General features: G+C 65.6%; 15 protein-coding genes. 9 read left to right on the forward strand and 6 right to left on the reverse strand.

Translation table 11 applies throughout. The features are described from left to right. Entirely contained in the window at window positions 1-1,692 is a 1,692-nt protein-coding gene (locus ACF07D_RS04385; RefSeq protein ID WP_391504029.1) for a DUF885 domain-containing protein, read from the reverse strand. Window positions 1,693-1,756: 64 nt separating this feature from the next. Here ACF07D_RS04385 and ACF07D_RS04390 point away from each other — a divergent pair, with 64 nt between their 5' ends. Beyond that, the gene (locus ACF07D_RS04390) at window positions 1,757-2,350 is read left to right on the forward strand and encodes a helix-turn-helix domain-containing protein (RefSeq protein WP_391504030.1); all 594 of its coding nucleotides are present in this window, start codon (window positions 1,757-1,759) and stop codon (window positions 2,348-2,350) included. A gap of 14 nt (window positions 2,351-2,364) precedes the next feature. Here the strand turns inward: ACF07D_RS04390 and ACF07D_RS04395 are convergent, their stop codons facing one another. Beyond that, window positions 2,365-3,114 (reverse strand): DUF1028 domain-containing protein, encoded by a 750-nt coding sequence (locus tag ACF07D_RS04395; RefSeq protein ID WP_391504031.1) that lies wholly within the window; start codon window positions 3,112-3,114, stop codon window positions 2,365-2,367. Window positions 3,115-3,227: 113 nt separating this feature from the next. Here ACF07D_RS04395 and ACF07D_RS04400 point away from each other — a divergent pair, with 113 nt between their 5' ends. The 4 genes from ACF07D_RS04400 to ACF07D_RS04415 are packed head-to-tail and all read left to right on the forward strand — an operon-like array spanning window position 3,228 to window position 8,270. Beyond that, the gene (locus tag ACF07D_RS04400) at window positions 3,228-4,766 is read left to right on the forward strand and encodes an ABC transporter substrate-binding protein (RefSeq protein ID WP_255808380.1); all 1,539 of its coding nucleotides are present in this window, start codon (window positions 3,228-3,230) and stop codon (window positions 4,764-4,766) included. After that, on the forward strand, window positions 4,763-5,746 hold the full coding sequence (locus ACF07D_RS04405; RefSeq protein WP_391504032.1) for an ABC transporter permease: 984 nt from the start codon (window positions 4,763-4,765) through the stop codon (window positions 5,744-5,746). The genes ACF07D_RS04400 and ACF07D_RS04405 overlap by 4 nt, the downstream gene beginning before the upstream one ends. Then, window positions 5,743-6,657, forward strand: a complete 915-nt coding sequence (locus tag ACF07D_RS04410; protein ID WP_391504033.1) for an ABC transporter permease — start codon at window positions 5,743-5,745, stop codon at window positions 6,655-6,657. Before ACF07D_RS04405 ends, ACF07D_RS04410 begins: the two co-directional genes overlap by 4 nt. Then, window positions 6,654-8,270 carry an ABC transporter ATP-binding protein gene (locus tag ACF07D_RS04415; protein WP_391504034.1) on the forward strand — a complete coding sequence of 539 codons (1,617 nt, stop codon included), beginning with the start codon at window positions 6,654-6,656 and terminating at the stop codon, window positions 8,268-8,270. The genes ACF07D_RS04410 and ACF07D_RS04415 overlap by 4 nt, the downstream gene beginning before the upstream one ends. Here the strand turns inward: ACF07D_RS04415 and ACF07D_RS04420 are convergent. Beyond that, window positions 8,267-9,184: a glutaminase gene (locus tag ACF07D_RS04420; protein ID WP_119284983.1), complete on the reverse strand. Its 918-nt coding sequence runs from the start codon at window positions 9,182-9,184 to the stop codon at window positions 8,267-8,269. The genes ACF07D_RS04415 and ACF07D_RS04420 overlap by 4 nt on opposite strands. Before the next feature lie 30 nt (window positions 9,185-9,214). Further along, entirely contained in the window at window positions 9,215-10,192 is a 978-nt protein-coding gene (gene pip / locus ACF07D_RS04425; RefSeq protein ID WP_391504035.1) for a prolyl aminopeptidase, read from the reverse strand. A gap of 115 nt (window positions 10,193-10,307) precedes the next feature. Between pip and ACF07D_RS04430 the strand changes: the two genes are divergently transcribed. The 4 genes from ACF07D_RS04430 to ACF07D_RS04445 are packed head-to-tail and all read left to right on the forward strand — an operon-like array spanning window position 10,308 to window position 12,622. Next, complete coding sequence (locus ACF07D_RS04430) at window positions 10,308-10,634, forward strand: PadR family transcriptional regulator (RefSeq protein WP_391504036.1); 327 nt, start codon at window positions 10,308-10,310, stop codon at window positions 10,632-10,634. 49 nt (window positions 10,635-10,683) lie between these two features. Then, window positions 10,684-11,064 carry a DUF1048 domain-containing protein gene (locus ACF07D_RS04435; protein ID WP_119284985.1) on the forward strand — a complete coding sequence of 127 codons (381 nt, stop codon included), beginning with the start codon at window positions 10,684-10,686 and terminating at the stop codon, window positions 11,062-11,064. Then, window positions 11,061-11,861 carry an ABC transporter ATP-binding protein gene (locus ACF07D_RS04440; protein WP_391504037.1) on the forward strand — a complete coding sequence of 267 codons (801 nt, stop codon included), beginning with the start codon at window positions 11,061-11,063 and terminating at the stop codon, window positions 11,859-11,861. Before ACF07D_RS04435 ends, ACF07D_RS04440 begins: the two co-directional genes overlap by 4 nt. Beyond that, window positions 11,858-12,622: an ABC transporter permease gene (locus tag ACF07D_RS04445; protein WP_391504038.1), complete on the forward strand. Its 765-nt coding sequence runs from the start codon at window positions 11,858-11,860 to the stop codon at window positions 12,620-12,622. Before ACF07D_RS04440 ends, ACF07D_RS04445 begins: the two co-directional genes overlap by 4 nt. Window positions 12,623-12,694: 72 nt before the next feature. Here the strand turns inward: ACF07D_RS04445 and ACF07D_RS04450 are convergent, their stop codons facing one another. Then, window positions 12,695-14,773, reverse strand: coding sequence for an acyl-CoA dehydrogenase (locus tag ACF07D_RS04450; RefSeq protein ID WP_255808387.1), 2,079 nt, complete (start codon window positions 14,771-14,773; stop codon window positions 12,695-12,697). A 216-nt stretch (window positions 14,774-14,989) separates the two neighbouring features. Continuing rightward, on the reverse strand, window positions 14,990-16,498 hold the full coding sequence (locus ACF07D_RS04455; RefSeq protein ID WP_391504039.1) for a DEAD/DEAH box helicase: 1,509 nt from the start codon (window positions 16,496-16,498) through the stop codon (window positions 14,990-14,992). Between the last annotated feature and the right edge of the window lie 50 nt (window positions 16,499-16,548).

Consider the following 16,548-nt stretch of genomic DNA (forward strand, 5'->3'; position numbering starts at 1 on the left):
TCAGCGGCGCATCGCCCACTGCAGGGCGTCGAGACCAAGCGTGCCAAGTGAGAGCGCTCGATCGTGAAACGATGCAAGCGTGAATCCCGGCTCTCGTTCTGCCTCCGCCCGCAGTCCGAGCCACAACCGTTCACCCAGCTTGTAGGAGCTCGCCTGGCCGGGCCAACCGAGGTACCGGAGCACCTCGAACCGCAGCGCCTCGGGGCGCATCGTCACGTTGTTCGCCATGAACTCGTACACGCGCTCAGCCGTCCAGACGCCGCCGTCTGGTGCGCGCTTACCAAGGTGCAGGCCGATGTCGACGACCACCCGAGCGGCACGCATCCGTTGCGCATCGAGCATGCCGAGGCGGGCCCCGGGATCCTCAAGAAACCCAAGCTCGACCATGAGCCGCTCGGCATAGAGCGCCCAGCCCTCGAGGTGACCGGATGATCCCGCCCGGGTGCGCCGCCAGGCGTTCAACGTGTCCCTGCGGGCGACGGCGCCGCCGAGCTGCAGGTGATGTCCGGGCACGCCCTCGTGGTAGACCGTTGTAAGCTCGCGCCAGGTTCGAAATTCAGTCACTCCTGCTGGCACGGTCCACCACATGCTGCCCGGCCGACCAAAATCATCGCTGGGTGCCGTGTAGTAGATCCCGCCCTCCCGCGTCGGAGCGATGCGGCAGTCCAGCCTGCGGAGCTCGCTCGGGATCGCGAAGACCGGGCCGTCGAGAGCCTCAATAGCCTCGTCGCTCCGCTCCTGCAGCCACCGCTGCAAGGCGGCCTCCCCGTGAACGATTCTCCCGGGGTCTTCGTCGAGCAGAGCGATCGCCTGGGCCGGAGACGCTCCCGGCGAGATCTCAGCGGCCACCAATCGTTGCTCACCGGCTATCCGGTGGATCTCGGCGAGTGCCCACTCGTAGCACTCGTCGGCGTCGATCTCGGTGCCGAGGAAGTCTCGGGCAGCAAGAGCGTAGTTGTCGCGGCCAACGGCATCGCGTGAGTGTGTCCTCGGCGCGAGCTGCTCCCGCAGGTACCTCGCGAACGACGCGTAGGCGCGCGCGGCGCCAGCGGCTGCCGCACCGACCTCGGTTGCCAAAGCGCGGCCCGCCGCCGGCCAGGTGCGGGCTTCATGGGCGGCGGCCTCACCAAACCCTGGGAAGTACTCGGCCGCAAACCGATCTGCCTGAGCCGCGACGGCGAGCACCTGCCGCCGGGCGGGGCCGTTGCCGTGGGTCGCGCCGAGCTCTAGGGACTGCACATACCCAGCCAGCGCCGCAGGCACCGCAGCGAGCCGCGTGGCGATCGCGGTCCAGTCATCCTCCGTCGCCCGTGGCATGAGGTCGAACGCCTGACGAATGAGTTGTGCGGGCGTCTCGAGCACGGTCAGGTCTCGGAGCACGTGGCCTGCCTCGTATCGCGCGACTTGGATATCGAGTCGATCGCGCAGCTCGCGCGCCGTCACGGCGTCAGTACGATCGAGCGGGGTCGCACGGTCAAGTTCGATGAGCACCGCCCGGGCCTCGGCTGCCGCATGCGCAGCCCCCTCAGGCGAGTAATCTCCAAAGGTCGTCGCCGATTCTGATCGACCGAGCTTCGTTCCGAGCACCGGATCGAGCGCGACCTCAGTGTCGAGCCAGCGCTCGGCGACCGCGTCGACTTCCGTGACATGTCTGGAGCCAGAGGCCGCTCCCACTCGCTGCTGAATACTCATGGTCCGGTCACCTTTCTACGGCGCCGGTGTGGGAGTGACCCGGCTGGGAGATTAGTCTGAGGGTGTGAGCAAGGAACGAGACGCCCCGAACGCCGAGGTCGCCGCACTGGGTCGCGAGCTGCGCGACGAGCGCCAACGGCAGGGATTGAGCCTGAATGCGTTGAGCCAACGCTCGGGAGTGAGCTTCGGCCTGATCAGCCAGCTCGAACGCGGCCTCGGCAACCCGTCGTTTCTCGCGCTGAAGCGGCTGGCCGAGGCGCTCGGAATCCCGATCTCGCGCTTCCTTGACGGGGGCGCAGACCGCGACGACCTCGTGGTGCGCGCGAACGAGCGCACGCTGCTTCCGGTGCTCGAGAGTGAACCCAAAAGCCAGCTCGTCGTTCGCGAGTTGCTCACACCGGGCCGACGATCGTCGCTGCAGGTCATTCGCAGCACGCTGCCGCCGGGCTTTACCAACGAGGGCAAGGCGTTCAGACATCTCGGAACAGAGTGCGTTGTCGTCGAGTCCGGGACGCTCACGGTTGTTCATGGTGAGCGACGCGTTGTGCTCGAGCCGGGAGATGCCATGACGTACCCATGCTCGGTTCCGCACTGGTGGGCGAACACGACCGCAGAGCCGTGCGTCGTGCTCGGTGCAGTGACCCCGTTCGAGCAATAGCACCGGCCTGCGAGTCATCTGCCTGCCGCTCGGCGCTCGGCAAGGGCGAGCTCGAGCAGCCTCGCCAGCTCGTCGATCGGTCGCTCGTGATCATCAGCGCGTAGGTCGATCGCGAGCGGTTCGTCGTCCGCCTCCACCGCATTCCAGGTCGCGGTTCTGCCCGGGCTGGACTGCTCGGTAGGTGTCGCCCCGGAAGGTACTGGTGAGACGCCGACAAGGATCGCTGCCGATTGCCTGCCACGAAGGTCTCCCCCTGCGGCGTCACCTGCGGCGAGCGCCGCGAGCACCCGTCGCGAGAAGTTCGCGAGTGCGCGGTCCCCCTCGGAAACGTCGAGCGCCGACGCAGTCGCGCCTTCCGGGTAGCGTTCAAACGCGACGCACATTGCCTCGACAACCTCCGGCCCGGGAAGCAGATTGCCGAGTACGACGAAGCCTGCACCAGATTCACTTCCCGCCCACGCGGTACAGGCCTCGCCGGTGTGCACCGCCGCGGCACCGTCCGCCGACACGACCGCTGCCTGTCGCCATGCAGCGCCTGCATCCCACTCGGGGATTCGCGCGACGGCGCTCGACGGGGAGTCCCCCGCGGCGAGCGCGTCGAGCAGTCGTGAGCGAAGGGAGCGGTTCGTGTATGCCTGGCTCGCTGCGGCGCCAATGCCGACTCTCACCGCCGGCACGCCAGCACCCACCGCGAGCGAACGACTCGCCGTTGCCGCGGCGAGGAGGCCCCTCGTTGGATCACTCGCCAGGATTGTAAATGTCATGTCGCTGCTTTCTCAGGTTGACGCGAGCCCGTTTTCGATGTTGACTATCGCAATAATGATGATTCCATCATAAAAATGATAATTCCGCCCACTCACGCAGAGGATCAGTGCCGATGAAGTCACGCACACTACTCCCAGGAGTCGCCCTACTGGGCGCCCTCGTTCTCGCAGGTTGCTCGACAGGCACCGCTGTCGACCTCGACGGTGGGAGCGCTGGCAGCACGCCAGGATCCGTGCTGTCGGCGGCAATCGCGGGCGAACCTGACCAACTCGACCCACACAAGACCACCGCTTACTTCTCGTTCGAGGTGCTCGAGAACGTCTTCGACACGCTCGTGCAACCCGACGAGAACCTCGAAATGCAGCCGGCGCTTGCCGAAAGCTGGGACCTCAGCGACGATCAGCTCACGTGGACCTTCCACCTCCGCGAGGGTGTGACATTCCACGACGGCTCACCGTTCACCTCAGCCGACGTCGCATACTCGCTCAGCCGCATCATCGACGAGGAGCTCGCAAACGCTTGGCGCCTCAGCGCCATCACAGGGATCGAGACCCCCGATGACGCCACAGTCGTCATCACAGTTGCCCAGCCCACCCCGAACCTCCTCTCAAGCCTTGGCGGGTTCAAGGGCATGGCGATTGTGCAGCAGGAGAACGTCGAGAGCGGCGACATCACCACGAAGCCGATCGGCACCGGGCCGTTCTCACTCACGAGCTACACCCAGGGCGATAGCATCAAACTCGCCGCGAACCCGGACTACTGGGACGGGGCACCCGAGATCGGCGGCGTGACGTTCTCGTTCCTCTCGGAAGGGAACACCGCCATCGCCGCGTTGAAGAGCGGAGAGATTGACTGGACTGACTCGATCCCCGCCCAGCAGATCGAGCAGCTTGGCGGCGACTCTGCCCTTGAAATCGGAGTTGAGCCGAGCACCGACTATTGGTATCTCGCACTGAACGAAGAGCACGAACCGTACGGCGATGTCCGTGTGCGCCAGGCAATCGCCTACGCCATCGACAGAGACGCGATCGCCCAGGTCACCAGCTACGGCACCGCGGCGACGAACCAGCTCGCCATCCCCAAGCAGAGCGCCTGGTACACCGAATTCGACGAGTTCAGCACAAACGTCGAGGAGTCCAAGAAGCTGCTCGCCGAGGCAGGAGTCGACGGGTCGTCACTCACCCTCGACCTACTCGCCTCCTCGGACTACCCAGAGACCGTCACCGCCGCGCAGGTCATCGCCGATAATCTCGCCCCACTCGGAATCGACGTCTCGATCCGGCAGCCCGACTTCGCAACATGGCTCGACGAGCAAAACAGCGGCAACTTCGACATGCTCATGATGGCCTGGCTCGGCAACATCGACCCGGACGACTTCTACTACGCGCAGCACCACTCGAAGGGCGCGAGTAACGCACAGGGGTACAGCAACCCCAAGGTAGACGAGCTGCTCGATGCCGGTCGGACCGAGACGAACGTCGACGCCCGCAAGAAGCTCTACGACGAGGCGGCGACACTCATCGCCCAAGAGGCAAGCTACATTTACCTTTACAACCCCTCGGTTGTGCAGGCCTGGCTCCCCGCAGTTGAGGGGTACGAAGTGCGCAGCGACAGGGCAGTCCGATTCAAGGATGTGAGCCTCGCCGAATGACGTCTACGCTGACGAGCCGAATCACAGGCTCGGCGACCCTGCGCTTCCTCGGGAAGCGGCTGCTCCACACAGTCGTCGTGCTGCTCGGCGTACTCGTGCTCGTGTTTACGCTCATTCACCTGGTGCCGGGCGACCCTGTTCGAATCGCGCTCGGAACCCGGTACACGCAGGAATCGTATGACGCGCTTCGGGCCGCCTCGGGACTCGATAGGCCGCTCATCGAGCAGTTCTTCGCGTACGTCGGTCACGCCCTCACAGGTGATCTCGGCGTCAGTTTCAGAAATGGTCAGCCGGTCACCGAGATCCTGCTCGAGCGGCTCCCGGCAACGCTGTCACTCGCCGGCGTCGGGATGCTCATCGCGCTCCTCATCTCGATTCCCGCCGGAACGTTCTCGGCGCTGAAGGAAGGCACCGTTGGCGACGGCATCGTCCGAGTCTTCAGCCAGTTCGGTGTCTCGATTCCCGACTTCTGGATGGGCATGCTGCTCATCACGCTGTTTTCGACGATCCTTGGCTGGCTGCCGCCGTCTGGCTACGTCGCGTTCGGCGAGGATCCTGGCGAGTGGCTCAGGCGTGTGTTTACTCCCGCGCTGACAGTTGGCCTCGTCGCAGGTTCGATCATGACCCGCTATGTTCGGGGCGCGGTGCTCGAGGTCGCGGAGGCGGCGTACGTGCGCACGGCACGCTCGAAGGGTCTGCGACCCGCGGTCGTGACTGGCGTCCATATCGCCCGCAACGCCTTCATCCCGATTCTCACGATCACCGGCATCCAGCTTGCAACGATGCTCGGGGGTGTGCTCGTCGTCGAGGTCGTGTTCGCCTGGCCCGGGCTCGGCCGGCTCGTTTACGACTCCGTCGCCTCCCGCGACTACCCAGTCGTGCAAGGAGCGGTGCTGCTCATCGCCATCGCTTTCCTCGTCGTCAACCTCATTGTCGACGCACTGTATGCCCTCATCGACCCGAGGATCCGACTGTCATGACCGCTCCAGACACCGTCGCAATCGCGACCGCGCCCGCACTCGCTGATGGCCGTCGCCCGTCGGCCTTCCGACTGTTCCTCCGAAGCCCGGTGAGCCTCGTCGGTAGCATCGTGCTCCTCGTAATGATCGCCGCGGCGATCCTCGGGCCGGCACTGGCGCCCTACGGCGTGAACGAGACCGATATCGCCGGAGCGCTGAGGCCGCCGAGCGCCGAACACTGGTTTGGAACCGATGACCTCGGGCGAGACGTCTTCTCGCGCGTCGTCATCGCCGCCCAGGTGTCGCTCCGTGTCGCGGTCGTGAGCGTCGCGATCGCGCTCGTCATTGGGGTGCTCCTCGGCATCCTCTCAGGCTATGCGGGCGGCTGGGCCGACGGTGTTCTCATGCGAATCGTTGACGTGATGTTCGCGTTCCCGATGCTCATCCTCGCGCTCGCGATTGTCGCCGTGCTCGGCCCCGGCGCAAACACCGCAACAATCGCGATCGGCGTGGTCTACGTGCCGATCTTCGCCCGCGTCGCCCGCGCCAGCACGCTGAGCGTGCGCTCAGAGCCGTTCGTTCGCGCGTCACAGACGATGGGAACGGGAGCCGGCAGGATCCTCGCGAAACATATCCTCCCGAACATCTCGGGTCCGATCATCGTGCAGACCTCACTCTCGCTCGCCTTCGCGATCCTGTCCGAGGCTGCACTCTCGTTCCTGGGCCTCGGCGTACAGCCGCCGCAGCCGTCGTGGGGCCGCATGCTCTTCGAGGCACAGTCCTTTCTCGGTTCTGCATGGTGGCTCGCTGTCTTCCCCGGCCTCGCGATCTTTCTCACCGTACTGTCATGCAACCTCGTCGGCGACGGCCTCCGCGACGTCCTCGACCCCAAGCAGCGCAGCGTTATCGAATCAAGGAGTGCTCGCCGATGAGCCAGACAAACACCCCGGTACTCTCCGTCCAAGACCTGCGCGTCACCATCGGCGGGACCGAGCTCGTGCACGGTATCTCGTTCGACGTCCACGACGGCCAGACCATCGGCATCGTCGGCGAGTCAGGTTCCGGCAAATCACTGAGCGTCCTCAGCGCCACCCGGCTGCTCGATCTCCCGCACCAGCGGGTGACCGGGAGGTCGCTGCTCCGCGGAGACGACCTTGTCACCGCCCCGAAGGCGCAGCTCAGGCGCGTGCACGGGCCGCAGGTGGGGTTCGTGTTCCAGGATCCAAGCACCTCCCTCAACCCGCTCCTCACGCTCGAACGGCAGCTCACGGAGGGCCCAGAGGCGCACCTCAGGCTCAGCCATCGCGCGGCACGCACCCGCGCGATCGAGCTACTTGAAGCCGTCGGACTCCCCGACCCAGAACGCAAACTGCAGGCGTATCCACACCAGCTCTCCGGCGGGCAGCGCCAGCGCGTGATGATCGCAATCGCGCTCGCCTGCGACCCCTCGCTACTCATCGCGGATGAGCCGACGACGGCGCTTGACGTCACGACGCAGGCGCAGATCATCGACCTCATCCGGGAGATGCAGCGCGAGCGCGGCATGGCGGTGGTGTGGATCAGCCACGACCTCGGGGTGATCGGGCAGGTCGCGACCGACGTCACCGTGCTGTACCGGGGCGACGCCGTCGAGCAGCAGCCGGTGCTCGACCTTTTCCACCGACCCGAGCACGACTACACGAAGCGGCTGCTCGCGAGCCGCCCCTCGCTGTCGAGTCCGCCACCCGAGCCAGCGCCTGTCGACGCACAGCCCGTGCTCGAGGTTGCCGGCCTCAACGTCAAGTTTCCGGTGAAGTCCAAGACGGGCACAACCTGGGTGCACGCGGTGCGCGACGTGAGCTTCACGATCGCCCGCGGCACCACGCTCGGCCTCGTCGGCGAGTCAGGGTCGGGCAAGTCAACGATTGCCGGTGCGCTCACCGGGCAGGTAACTCCCGAGAGCGGGTCGGTCTCCCTCGGAGGCGCCGATGTCCTTACCGCCCGCGGAAAAGATTTGCGCAGCATCCGACGACGGCTCGCCATGGTCTTCCAAGACCCGTTTTCGGCACTGAACCCCCGAACGACGGTCTCAGAGGCGATCTCCGAGCCGCTCATCGTGCACGGCCTGCGCGAGGGCAAGCGCGCCCGCGCGGCGCGTGTCACCGAGCTCCTCGAACAGGTCAACCTGCCTGCATCGTTCGCGTCGCGCTACCCGCACGAGATGTCCGGCGGGCAGCGGCAGCGGGTGTGCATTGCGCGCGCGCTCGCCTGCGAGCCTGAGCTCCTGGTCCTCGACGAGTCGACCGCATCTCTTGACGTTTCGATCCAGGCCGACGTCATGGATCTCCTGGGGCAGCTCCAACGCGAGCTCGGCTTGGCCTATCTCTTCATTGCACACGACCTCGCCGTCGTGCACGAGATGAGCCACGAGGTCATGGTGATGCGCCGTGGCGAGATCGTCGAGGCTGGCCCAAGCGAGGAGCTCTATGGGGCACCCCAGCACGAGTACACGCGATCGCTCCTCGCCGCGATCCCGCCCACCAGGCCGGCCGCCACGCTGAGCTAGAAGATCGACCAGTCGGTGCGCGCCGTGAGCTCGGCGAGCGCCGTCATGCCAGTCAGCGAGTTCCCCGAACCGTCGAGGCCCGGCCCCCACACGCAGATTGAGCACACGTCGGGGACGATCGCGAGGATGCCGCCGCCGACTCCAGACTTCCCTGGCAGGCCAACGCGGTAGGCAAACTCACCAGCCGCGTCGTAAAACCCTGAGGTCAGCATCACGGCGTTCACGCGCCGGGCCTGGTTCGAGCTCAGCAGCCGAGAGCCGTCAGCGCGCACGCCGCGCCGGGCGAGGAACGCACCGGCCGCGGCGAGATCCTCGCAGGTCATCGCGATCGCGCACTGATCGACGTAGCGTGCGAGCACAGCATCGACGTCGTTGGTCAGATTCCCGAAGCTGCGCAGCAGGTGCGCGATCGACGAGTTCCTGTCTGAATGGCTGAGCTCGGAGGCGGCCGTCAATGCGTCGACGGAGATGGCCGGGTTTCCTGACTCGGCCCTGACAAACTCGAGCACGGGCGAATCCTCGCCGGGGGTCAGGCCCAGCAGGTGATCCGCGACGACGAGGGCGCCCGCGTTCATGAACGGGTTCCGAGGGATGCCGCGCTTGTACTCGAGCTGCGCGAGCGAGTTAAACGCGGCGCCCGAAGGCTCGCGATTCACGCGCTGCCAGATCTCATCGCCATCCGCAGCCATGACGAGCGCAAGCGAGAAGACCTTCGAAATACTCTGGATCGAGAAGTCGACCGCGGCGTCACCTGCAGCGAATCGCTCGCCGTCCGTCGTCATGACGGCAATCCCGAACTGGTCGGGGTTCACTGCCGCGAGTCGCGGGATATAGTCGGCGACGCTTCCGCCGCCCATGACCGGCCGAACGGCCTCGTGCACCTCGTCAAGTACGCCCTGCAGATCACTCGCCATAGTGCCCCCAGTTTAGCGAAAAGCCCCAGCTCACTCCAGGTTTTTTGCGAAGCGATCCGTCGCGCGCACGAGCGCATCGACGATGCCAGGCTCGCTTGCGGCGTGCCCCGCATCGGCGACAATGTCGAACGAGGCCTCGGGCCAGGCGCGGTGGAGATCCCACGCGGTGCGCGCCGGCGTGCAGACGTCGTAGCGCCCCTGCACGATCGCGCCGGGGATGCCTGCAAGCTTGGCCGCGTTCGCGATGAGCTGCCCGTCTTCGAACCACCCGTTGTTCGAGAAGAAGTGGTTCTCAATACGAGCGAACGCGACCGCGCCGGCGACGTCGGCGCGAGCTTCCGCGATGACCTCGGCGTCCGGGAGCAGGCGCACGGTCGCGTTCTCCCAGACCGTCCAGGCGACGCCGGCGGGCACGTGCACTGCAGGGTCAGGATCGGTAAGCCTGCGGCGATAGGCTGCGACAAGGTCGTCGCGCTCCTCCTCGGGGATCGCTGCAAGGTATTCCTCCCAGAAGTCGGGGAAGAGGTGTGAGGCGCCATCCTGATAGAACCAGTCGATCTCGCTCTTTCGCAGCGTGAAGATACCCCGCACGACGAGCTCGGTAACCCGCTCAGGATGCGCCTGCGCATAGGCGAGCGAGAGCGTCGAGCCCCAGGAGCCGCCAAACACGAGCCACTTGTCGATACCAAGGTGGCCGCGCAGCCGCTCGATATCGGCGACGAAGTGCCAGGTGGTGATCGCCGACATGTCGGCGTCAGGCGCGCTCACGTGCGGAGTGGAGCGACCGCTTCCCCGCTGCTGCAGGAGCACGATGCGGTAGCGCTCAGGGTCGAAGTAGCGTCGGTAGTCCGCCGAGAGCACGCCGCCTGGTCCGCCGTGCAGGAAGATGGCTGGCTTCCCCTCGGGGTTCCCGCAGACTTCCCAGTACACCTCGTGTCCATCGCCGACGGGAAGCATCCCGTGAGCGTATGGCTCAATGGGCGGGTACAGCGTGCGCAATTCAGTCATTCCCCCAGCCTAGGGTGCCCCGCAAGCACTGGCTTGGTACTCAGCCTTGCTAAGTAGCGGTACTTAGTGTTACTTTATAGCGGTAGTCATTTACGCTAAGTAGAGGAGGTTAAGGTTGGCAAACCAACTCACCGAAATGCTCAAGGGCACCCTCGAGGGGATCGTTCTCGCGTTTCTTGCCACAGACCCCGCGTACGGGTACGAGATCACCACGCGCCTGCGCGACGAGGGGTTCGAAGACATCGCCGAGGGCACGGTGTACGCGCTGCTCGTGCGCATCGAGCAGCGCGGGCTCGTCGACGTTACAAAGGTTCCGTCCGAGAAGGGGCCGCCCCGCAAGGTCTATTCGATTAATGAGACCGGACGCGCACAGCTCGCGGAGTTCTGGCAGACCTGGGACTTCCTCGCCGACCGCATCGCCCGGCTCCGCCCTCCGGCCTAGCCAGGCACCACCATCGAACACACACAAACACATTTTCAAGGAGACAATCATGGCCGCAAAGTGGATTGAAATGCTCACAGGCTCGCTCGAACAGAAGAAGCAGTACCGGGAGCACATGGCGCGCCTCGACGCGCTTCCCGCCCCATACGGGGAGGCCGCGAAGGCAGTACAGCGCTACCTCACCTACGCTGGCGCCGCAGAAGACGGCGACACCCTCGTCACGATGATCGGCGATCACGTCGACCTCTGGGAACGGGCGGCGGTCGACGGCACCCCGGTCCGAGCGATCGTCGGAGACAACCCAGTCGAGTTTGCGGAGGAGTTCGCCAGGGCCTACGCGGGCAAGCAGTGGATCGACCGCGAGCGCAACCGGCTGACGCAGGCGATCGATGCCGCCGAGAAGAAACAACAGGAAGGTCAGGACTCATGACCGTCACGCACGCGGCCGCCATCAGCGTCGCGGGGGTCACAAAGTCATTCGGCGAACTCGCCGTGCTCCGAGGCGTCGACTTCGAGGTGAAGCCCGGCAGCATCTTCGCGCTGCTCGGCTCGAACGGTGCCGGGAAGACGACGCTCGTTCGCATCCTCGCCACGCTCACCGCGGCCGACGCGGGCAGCGCCATGGTCGCGCGCCACAGCGTCGCCGGGGCGCCGGCTGAGGTGCGCCGGGCGATCAGTCTGACCGGGCAGTTCGCCGCGGTCGACGAGACCCTCACAGGCCGCGAGAACCTCGCACTCATCGCGCGGCTGCGCCACCTCGACCGCCCCACCGAGATCGCCGACACGATGCTTGACAGGTTCGCGCTCACAGAGGCGGGCGACCGCAGGGCAGGGACCTACTCGGGCGGAATGCGACGCAGACTCGACATCGCGATGAGCCTCATCGGCGACCCGCAGGTGATCTTCCTCGATGAGCCGACCACGGGCCTCGACCCGCAATCGCGCATCGAAGTCTGGCAGACGATCCGAGAGCTCGCCCGAGGCGGCACCACGGTGATGTTGACAACTCAGTACCTCGACGAGGCGGAGCATCTCGCCGACCAGATCGCGATCCTGCACGAGGGCAAGATCATCCAGAACGGCACCTTGACCGAGCTCAAGGCCCTCCTGCCCGCCGCGAAAGTCGAGTACGTCGAGAAGCAGCCCTCCCTTGAGGACGTGTTTCTCACTCTTGTAGGCGAGGCCCCCGGGACGCCCGGAACAACCCGAGGAAAGGAACGGCCATGAGCTCGCATGCGCTCACGGATACAGGCGCGCTCACCGCGCGCTCGCTGAAGCACATCCTCCGAAGCCCCGACACGATCATCACGACGGCGGTCACCCCCGTGGCGCTCATGCTGCTCTTCGTCTTCGTGCTCGGTGGCGCGATCAACACGGGCTCCAGCGACTCGTACATCAACTACATGTTGCCAGGCATTCTGCTCATCACGATTGCCTCAGGGATTGCGTACACCGCCTACAGACTGTTCCTCGACATGCAGGGCGGAATCTTCGAGCGGTTCCAGTCGATGCCAATCGCACGGTCGAGCGTGCTGTGGGCGCACGTATTCACGTCGCTCGCAGCCAACCTCGTTTCGATTGGGCTCGTGATCGGGGTGGCTCTCCTCCTCGGGTTCCGCACGAACGCGTCGCCTGTCGCGTGGCTCGCCGTCATCGGGATTCTCACCCTGTTCACGCTCGCGCTCACCTGGGTTGCGGTCATCGCCGGCCTGTCCGCGAAGACTGTCGACGGCGCGAGTGCGTTCAGCTACCCGCTCATCTTCCTGCCGTTCATCAGTTCCGCCTTCGTCCCGACAGCGAGCATGCCCGGACCTGTCGCCTGGTTCGCCGAGCACCAGCCAGTCACGGCAATCGTCGATTCGATCCGCAACCTGTTCGCAGGCGATCCCGTCGGGAGCGAGCTCTGGGTCGCCCTCGCCTGGCTCGTCGGCATCCTCGCGGTCGCGTACGGCACGGCGATCCTGATCTACCGGCGAAAGATCAGGTAGCCCCCAGCCATACGACAGCGCCCCGCAGCCAAACCGGCTGCGGGGCGCTGTCTGTACTGCGTCGTGCGGGAGTCAGCTCGCCGTCGCGGCGGCCTTCTCCGCTGCTTTCTCAGCAGCCTTCGCCTGTGCGCGAAGCTCCTTCTCGTGGACAGGCCAGAGACCGGCTGCCCGCTGCTCGTCGACGTAGTTCTGCGCCTCCTGCTGGCGCTCCTCCTCTATGCCAGTCGCGATCTCCGCGCGCAGTAGGGCGTCGTCAAGGCCGAAGGCGTCCACAAGGTCGAGCGCGTGCTCGCGGATACGGCCAAGCAGCCTATCGATGTACGCAGTGACCGACTCGGCGCGCTTGCCCGACATGCGCCCGTGCACGAGGTACCACGTCATGTTGCGCTCAATGACCGTGAGCCCGAACAGGTCGCGCAGCCAGGTCATCACCTGCTTCGTGCCCGGATCGCTGAGCTTGTCGACTTCCTCGGTGAACGCCTCCCACTGGAGCAGTTCAGCATGGGCGCGAGCGGCCTCGATGAGCTTGTGCTGCTGGGCATTGAACGCGTCTTCGCTGCGCGCGGCACGCTCAGCCTTCGGCACGTCCTTCGTTGCGTCGCGCAGCGCGCTCGCGACCTCGGCGACCATCGTCTCGACGCGGTCCGTGAGCAGCTCTCGCTGCGACTCCGCGCTGCGGAAGCTCTCGACCGAGCGAGCAGTCTGCCCGAAGTCGACGATGCTCTGGCCAAGCTGACGGAGCCCGAACCGGCTCACGCGGTCGCCGATCTGGCTCGCAGCAGCTCGGGCGAGCGCGGCCTTGTCGCCGCCCTTGAACTGCGCGGCGTAGTCAGTGAGCAGGCGCTTGCCGACGAGCTGCAGTAGCACAGTGTTGTCGCCCTCGAACGTGACGTAAATGTCGAGGTCGGCGCGCAAACCAGTCAGACGGTTCTTGGCCATGAAGCCCGCGCCGCCGCACGCCTCGCGCGCTTCCTGCAGCGTGTCGAGCGCGGCCCACGTCGAGAGCGATTTCAGCCCGGCGGCGAGGGTCTCGAGATCCTCACGGTTCTCATCAGTGTCCTTCACACCAGAGAACACCTCATCGAACACGGTGAGCAGCCGCTCGTGCGCGAACGCCATCGCGTAGGTCTCAGCAAGCCGCGGAAGCAGCCGCCGCTGGTGCTGGCCGTAGTCCATGAGCACCGTCTCGCGTCCCGATGCGCCAGGGAACTGGCGGCGCTGCGTGCCATAGCGGATCGCGATGGAAAGCGCCGCCTGCATCGCGCGCACGGCCGAGCCGTCGAGCGAGACGCGGCCCTGCACAAGCGTGCCAATCATGGTGAAGAAGCGCCGACCGGGGCTCTCGATATGCGAAGAGTAGGTGCCGTCAGCAGTGACATCACCGTAGCGGTTGAGCAGGTTCTCGCGCGGAATCCTGACATTCGTGAAGTGCAGGCGGCCGTTGTCGATGCCGTTCAGGCCACCCTTCACGCCGTCGTCTTCGCTGCCGACACCGGGCAGCAGCTTACCGTCAGGTGTGCGGATCGGAACGAAGAACGCGTGTACGCCGTGGTTGACGCCACGCGTGATGAGCTGCGCGAAAACCACGGCGGCCTGACCGTGAAGCGCCGCGTTGCCGAGATAATCTTTCCACGCGCCCTTGAATGGGGTGTGGATCTCGAACTCCTCGGATTCCGGATCGTAGGTCGCAGTCGTGCCGATGGAGGCGACATCCGAACCGTGCCCGATCTCGGTCATCGCGAAGGCGCCGGGGAGCTTCAAACTCATCACGTCGGGCAGCCACTTCTCGTGGTGCGAGCGATTGCCGAGGTGCAGGATCGCTGAGCCAAACAGCCCCCACTGCACGCCACCCTTGATCTGCATCGAGGGGTCCGCGAGCACGAGCTCCTGGAACGCTGCGACGTTTCCACCGTGATTATCGCCGCCGCCAAGATACTTCGGGAAGGCGCGCTGAATCGCTCCCGCCTCGACAAGCTCATGGAGCTGGCTGAGCACCCGGATCCGGTGCTCATCCATCGGCTGCCCGGGAATCGTGTGCAGGCTCGGCCGTGAGCGCACGAGCTCCCTGGCTTCGAGGCGCTCGGTCTTCCACTTTCCGAGGAGCGCGTCGCTCACCTGCTGGACGTTGATGCGAGGGGCGTTGTCGGCCATCGATATCTCCAATTCGACCTGACGGCAGAGCCAGCCGGGAGCGAACGTCCACTGAGGTCGCCCGAGGGCCCGCCTGCCCTGATTATGGAGACAGGTTATGTCGACGTCGAGAAACCATCAACCGGCTCCGGGGCAGTCAACAACGAGTCCCAACAAGCCGAAGTTTGGACTTGTACCAAGCCTACAAATCCGGAATACGTTCCCTGTGCGGTATCTCTACTTGCGTCCGCTCGACTTTGGCCGCTTCTTAGGCTCGTACGCCTCGAAAACGAGCGGCTCAATGCCCGCTTCGTCGAGCATCTCCCGCGTCCGCTTCTGCCATGTCCGCGGGATAAGCGTTACCACCTGGCCCCCACGGCCTGCCCTGCCAGTTCGACCGGACCTGTGCACAAAAGTCTTCGCCTCCTGCGGAGGATCGAGCTGCACGACCGCGTCCACGTCGTCGATGTGAATACCTCGGGCCGCAACATCAGTCGCGACGAGCACGCGCGCCTTGCCCGTTGAGAACTCTTTCAGGTTGATCTCCCGGCGGGCCTGGCTGAGGTTGCCGTGCAACGATGTCGCAGACACCCCCGCGGCGAGCAGCTCCTCCGTGATGCGCTCTGCAGCCGCACGGGTCCGCGAGAACAACATCACTCGCCCAGGGATCTTCGCGAACTCAAGCACCGCCGCATCCTTGTCCTCGCGCATCACCATGTACACGCGGTGCGGCACCGTCGACACCGTTCGCGCGATCTCGTGCGCCGCGGGGTCGACAAGAAACTCGCCAACGAGCTCTTCGACGTCGCGGTCGAGTGTCGCCGAGAAGAGCAGCCGTTGGCCACCGCGTTCGGTCTGCCGCAGGGTCCACTGTGTCTCCTCGAGAAACCCGAGCTCGCAGAGATGATCTGCCTCGTCCACGATCGAGATCTGCACCTCGCGCAGGTCAAGCTTGCGCCGCTCGACGAGGTCACGGATGCGCCCCGGCGTGCCGATGACGATGTCGACGCCGCGCTCGAGGGCGTGCACCTGCGGCTCGCTCGGCACTCCACCGACGAGCTGCGCCGTGTAGAACCCGACGGAGCGCGCGAGCGGCTGCACCGTGCGGTCGATCTGCAACGCAAGTTCACGCGTGGGGGCGAGGATCAGCGCCTTCGGCTTCCGGGTGGCACCGGCCGAGCCTCGTGAGACACGCTCGCCACGCTTGGCCTGCTTGAGCTTCTTCGCCGCGGGCTCGCCAAGCTTGCCCTCTGCTTTGAGCACAAGAAGCCGTTCGACAAGAGCCGCACCGAATGCGATCGTCTTACCCGATCCAGTTTCGGCCCGGCCAAGCACATCGCGGCCTGCAATCGTGTCGGGAATCGTCGCAACCTGAATCGGGAACGGCGAATCGGCGCCGAGCTCGCCAAGTGTGCGCACGAGGTTCTGACCAAGGCCGAGATCTCGGAAGCTCCGGCCAGATGCGTCTTCGGCAGTCCAGACTTTCGGCGTGAAGTTTTGCAGGTTCTCTCCTGCCGGGCGTAGCCGCTTTGAGCCACGCTCGGACCCGCCGGGCCGCTGGGCGCGATCCTGCTGGGCTGCACCACGGCCGGCCTGGCCGCCCCTGCCGGCCTTACCACCGCTGCTGCTCTGTCCGCCGCGGGCGTCCCCGCCGCCTCGGGCGTCCCTGCCGCCGCGGGCGTCCCCGCCGCCAGCAGAAGACCTGCGATCTGCCCTATCAATGCCCGAACCTCTAGAGGTGGGCATACCTTCTGCAGATTCAATATCTTGTGCGCCACGACGCCCACGATCCGAGC

It is taken from the genome of Leucobacter sp. NPDC015123 (genome assembly GCF_043080205.1).
Lineage (GTDB): Bacteria > Actinomycetota > Actinomycetes > Actinomycetales > Microbacteriaceae > Leucobacter > Leucobacter aridicollis_A.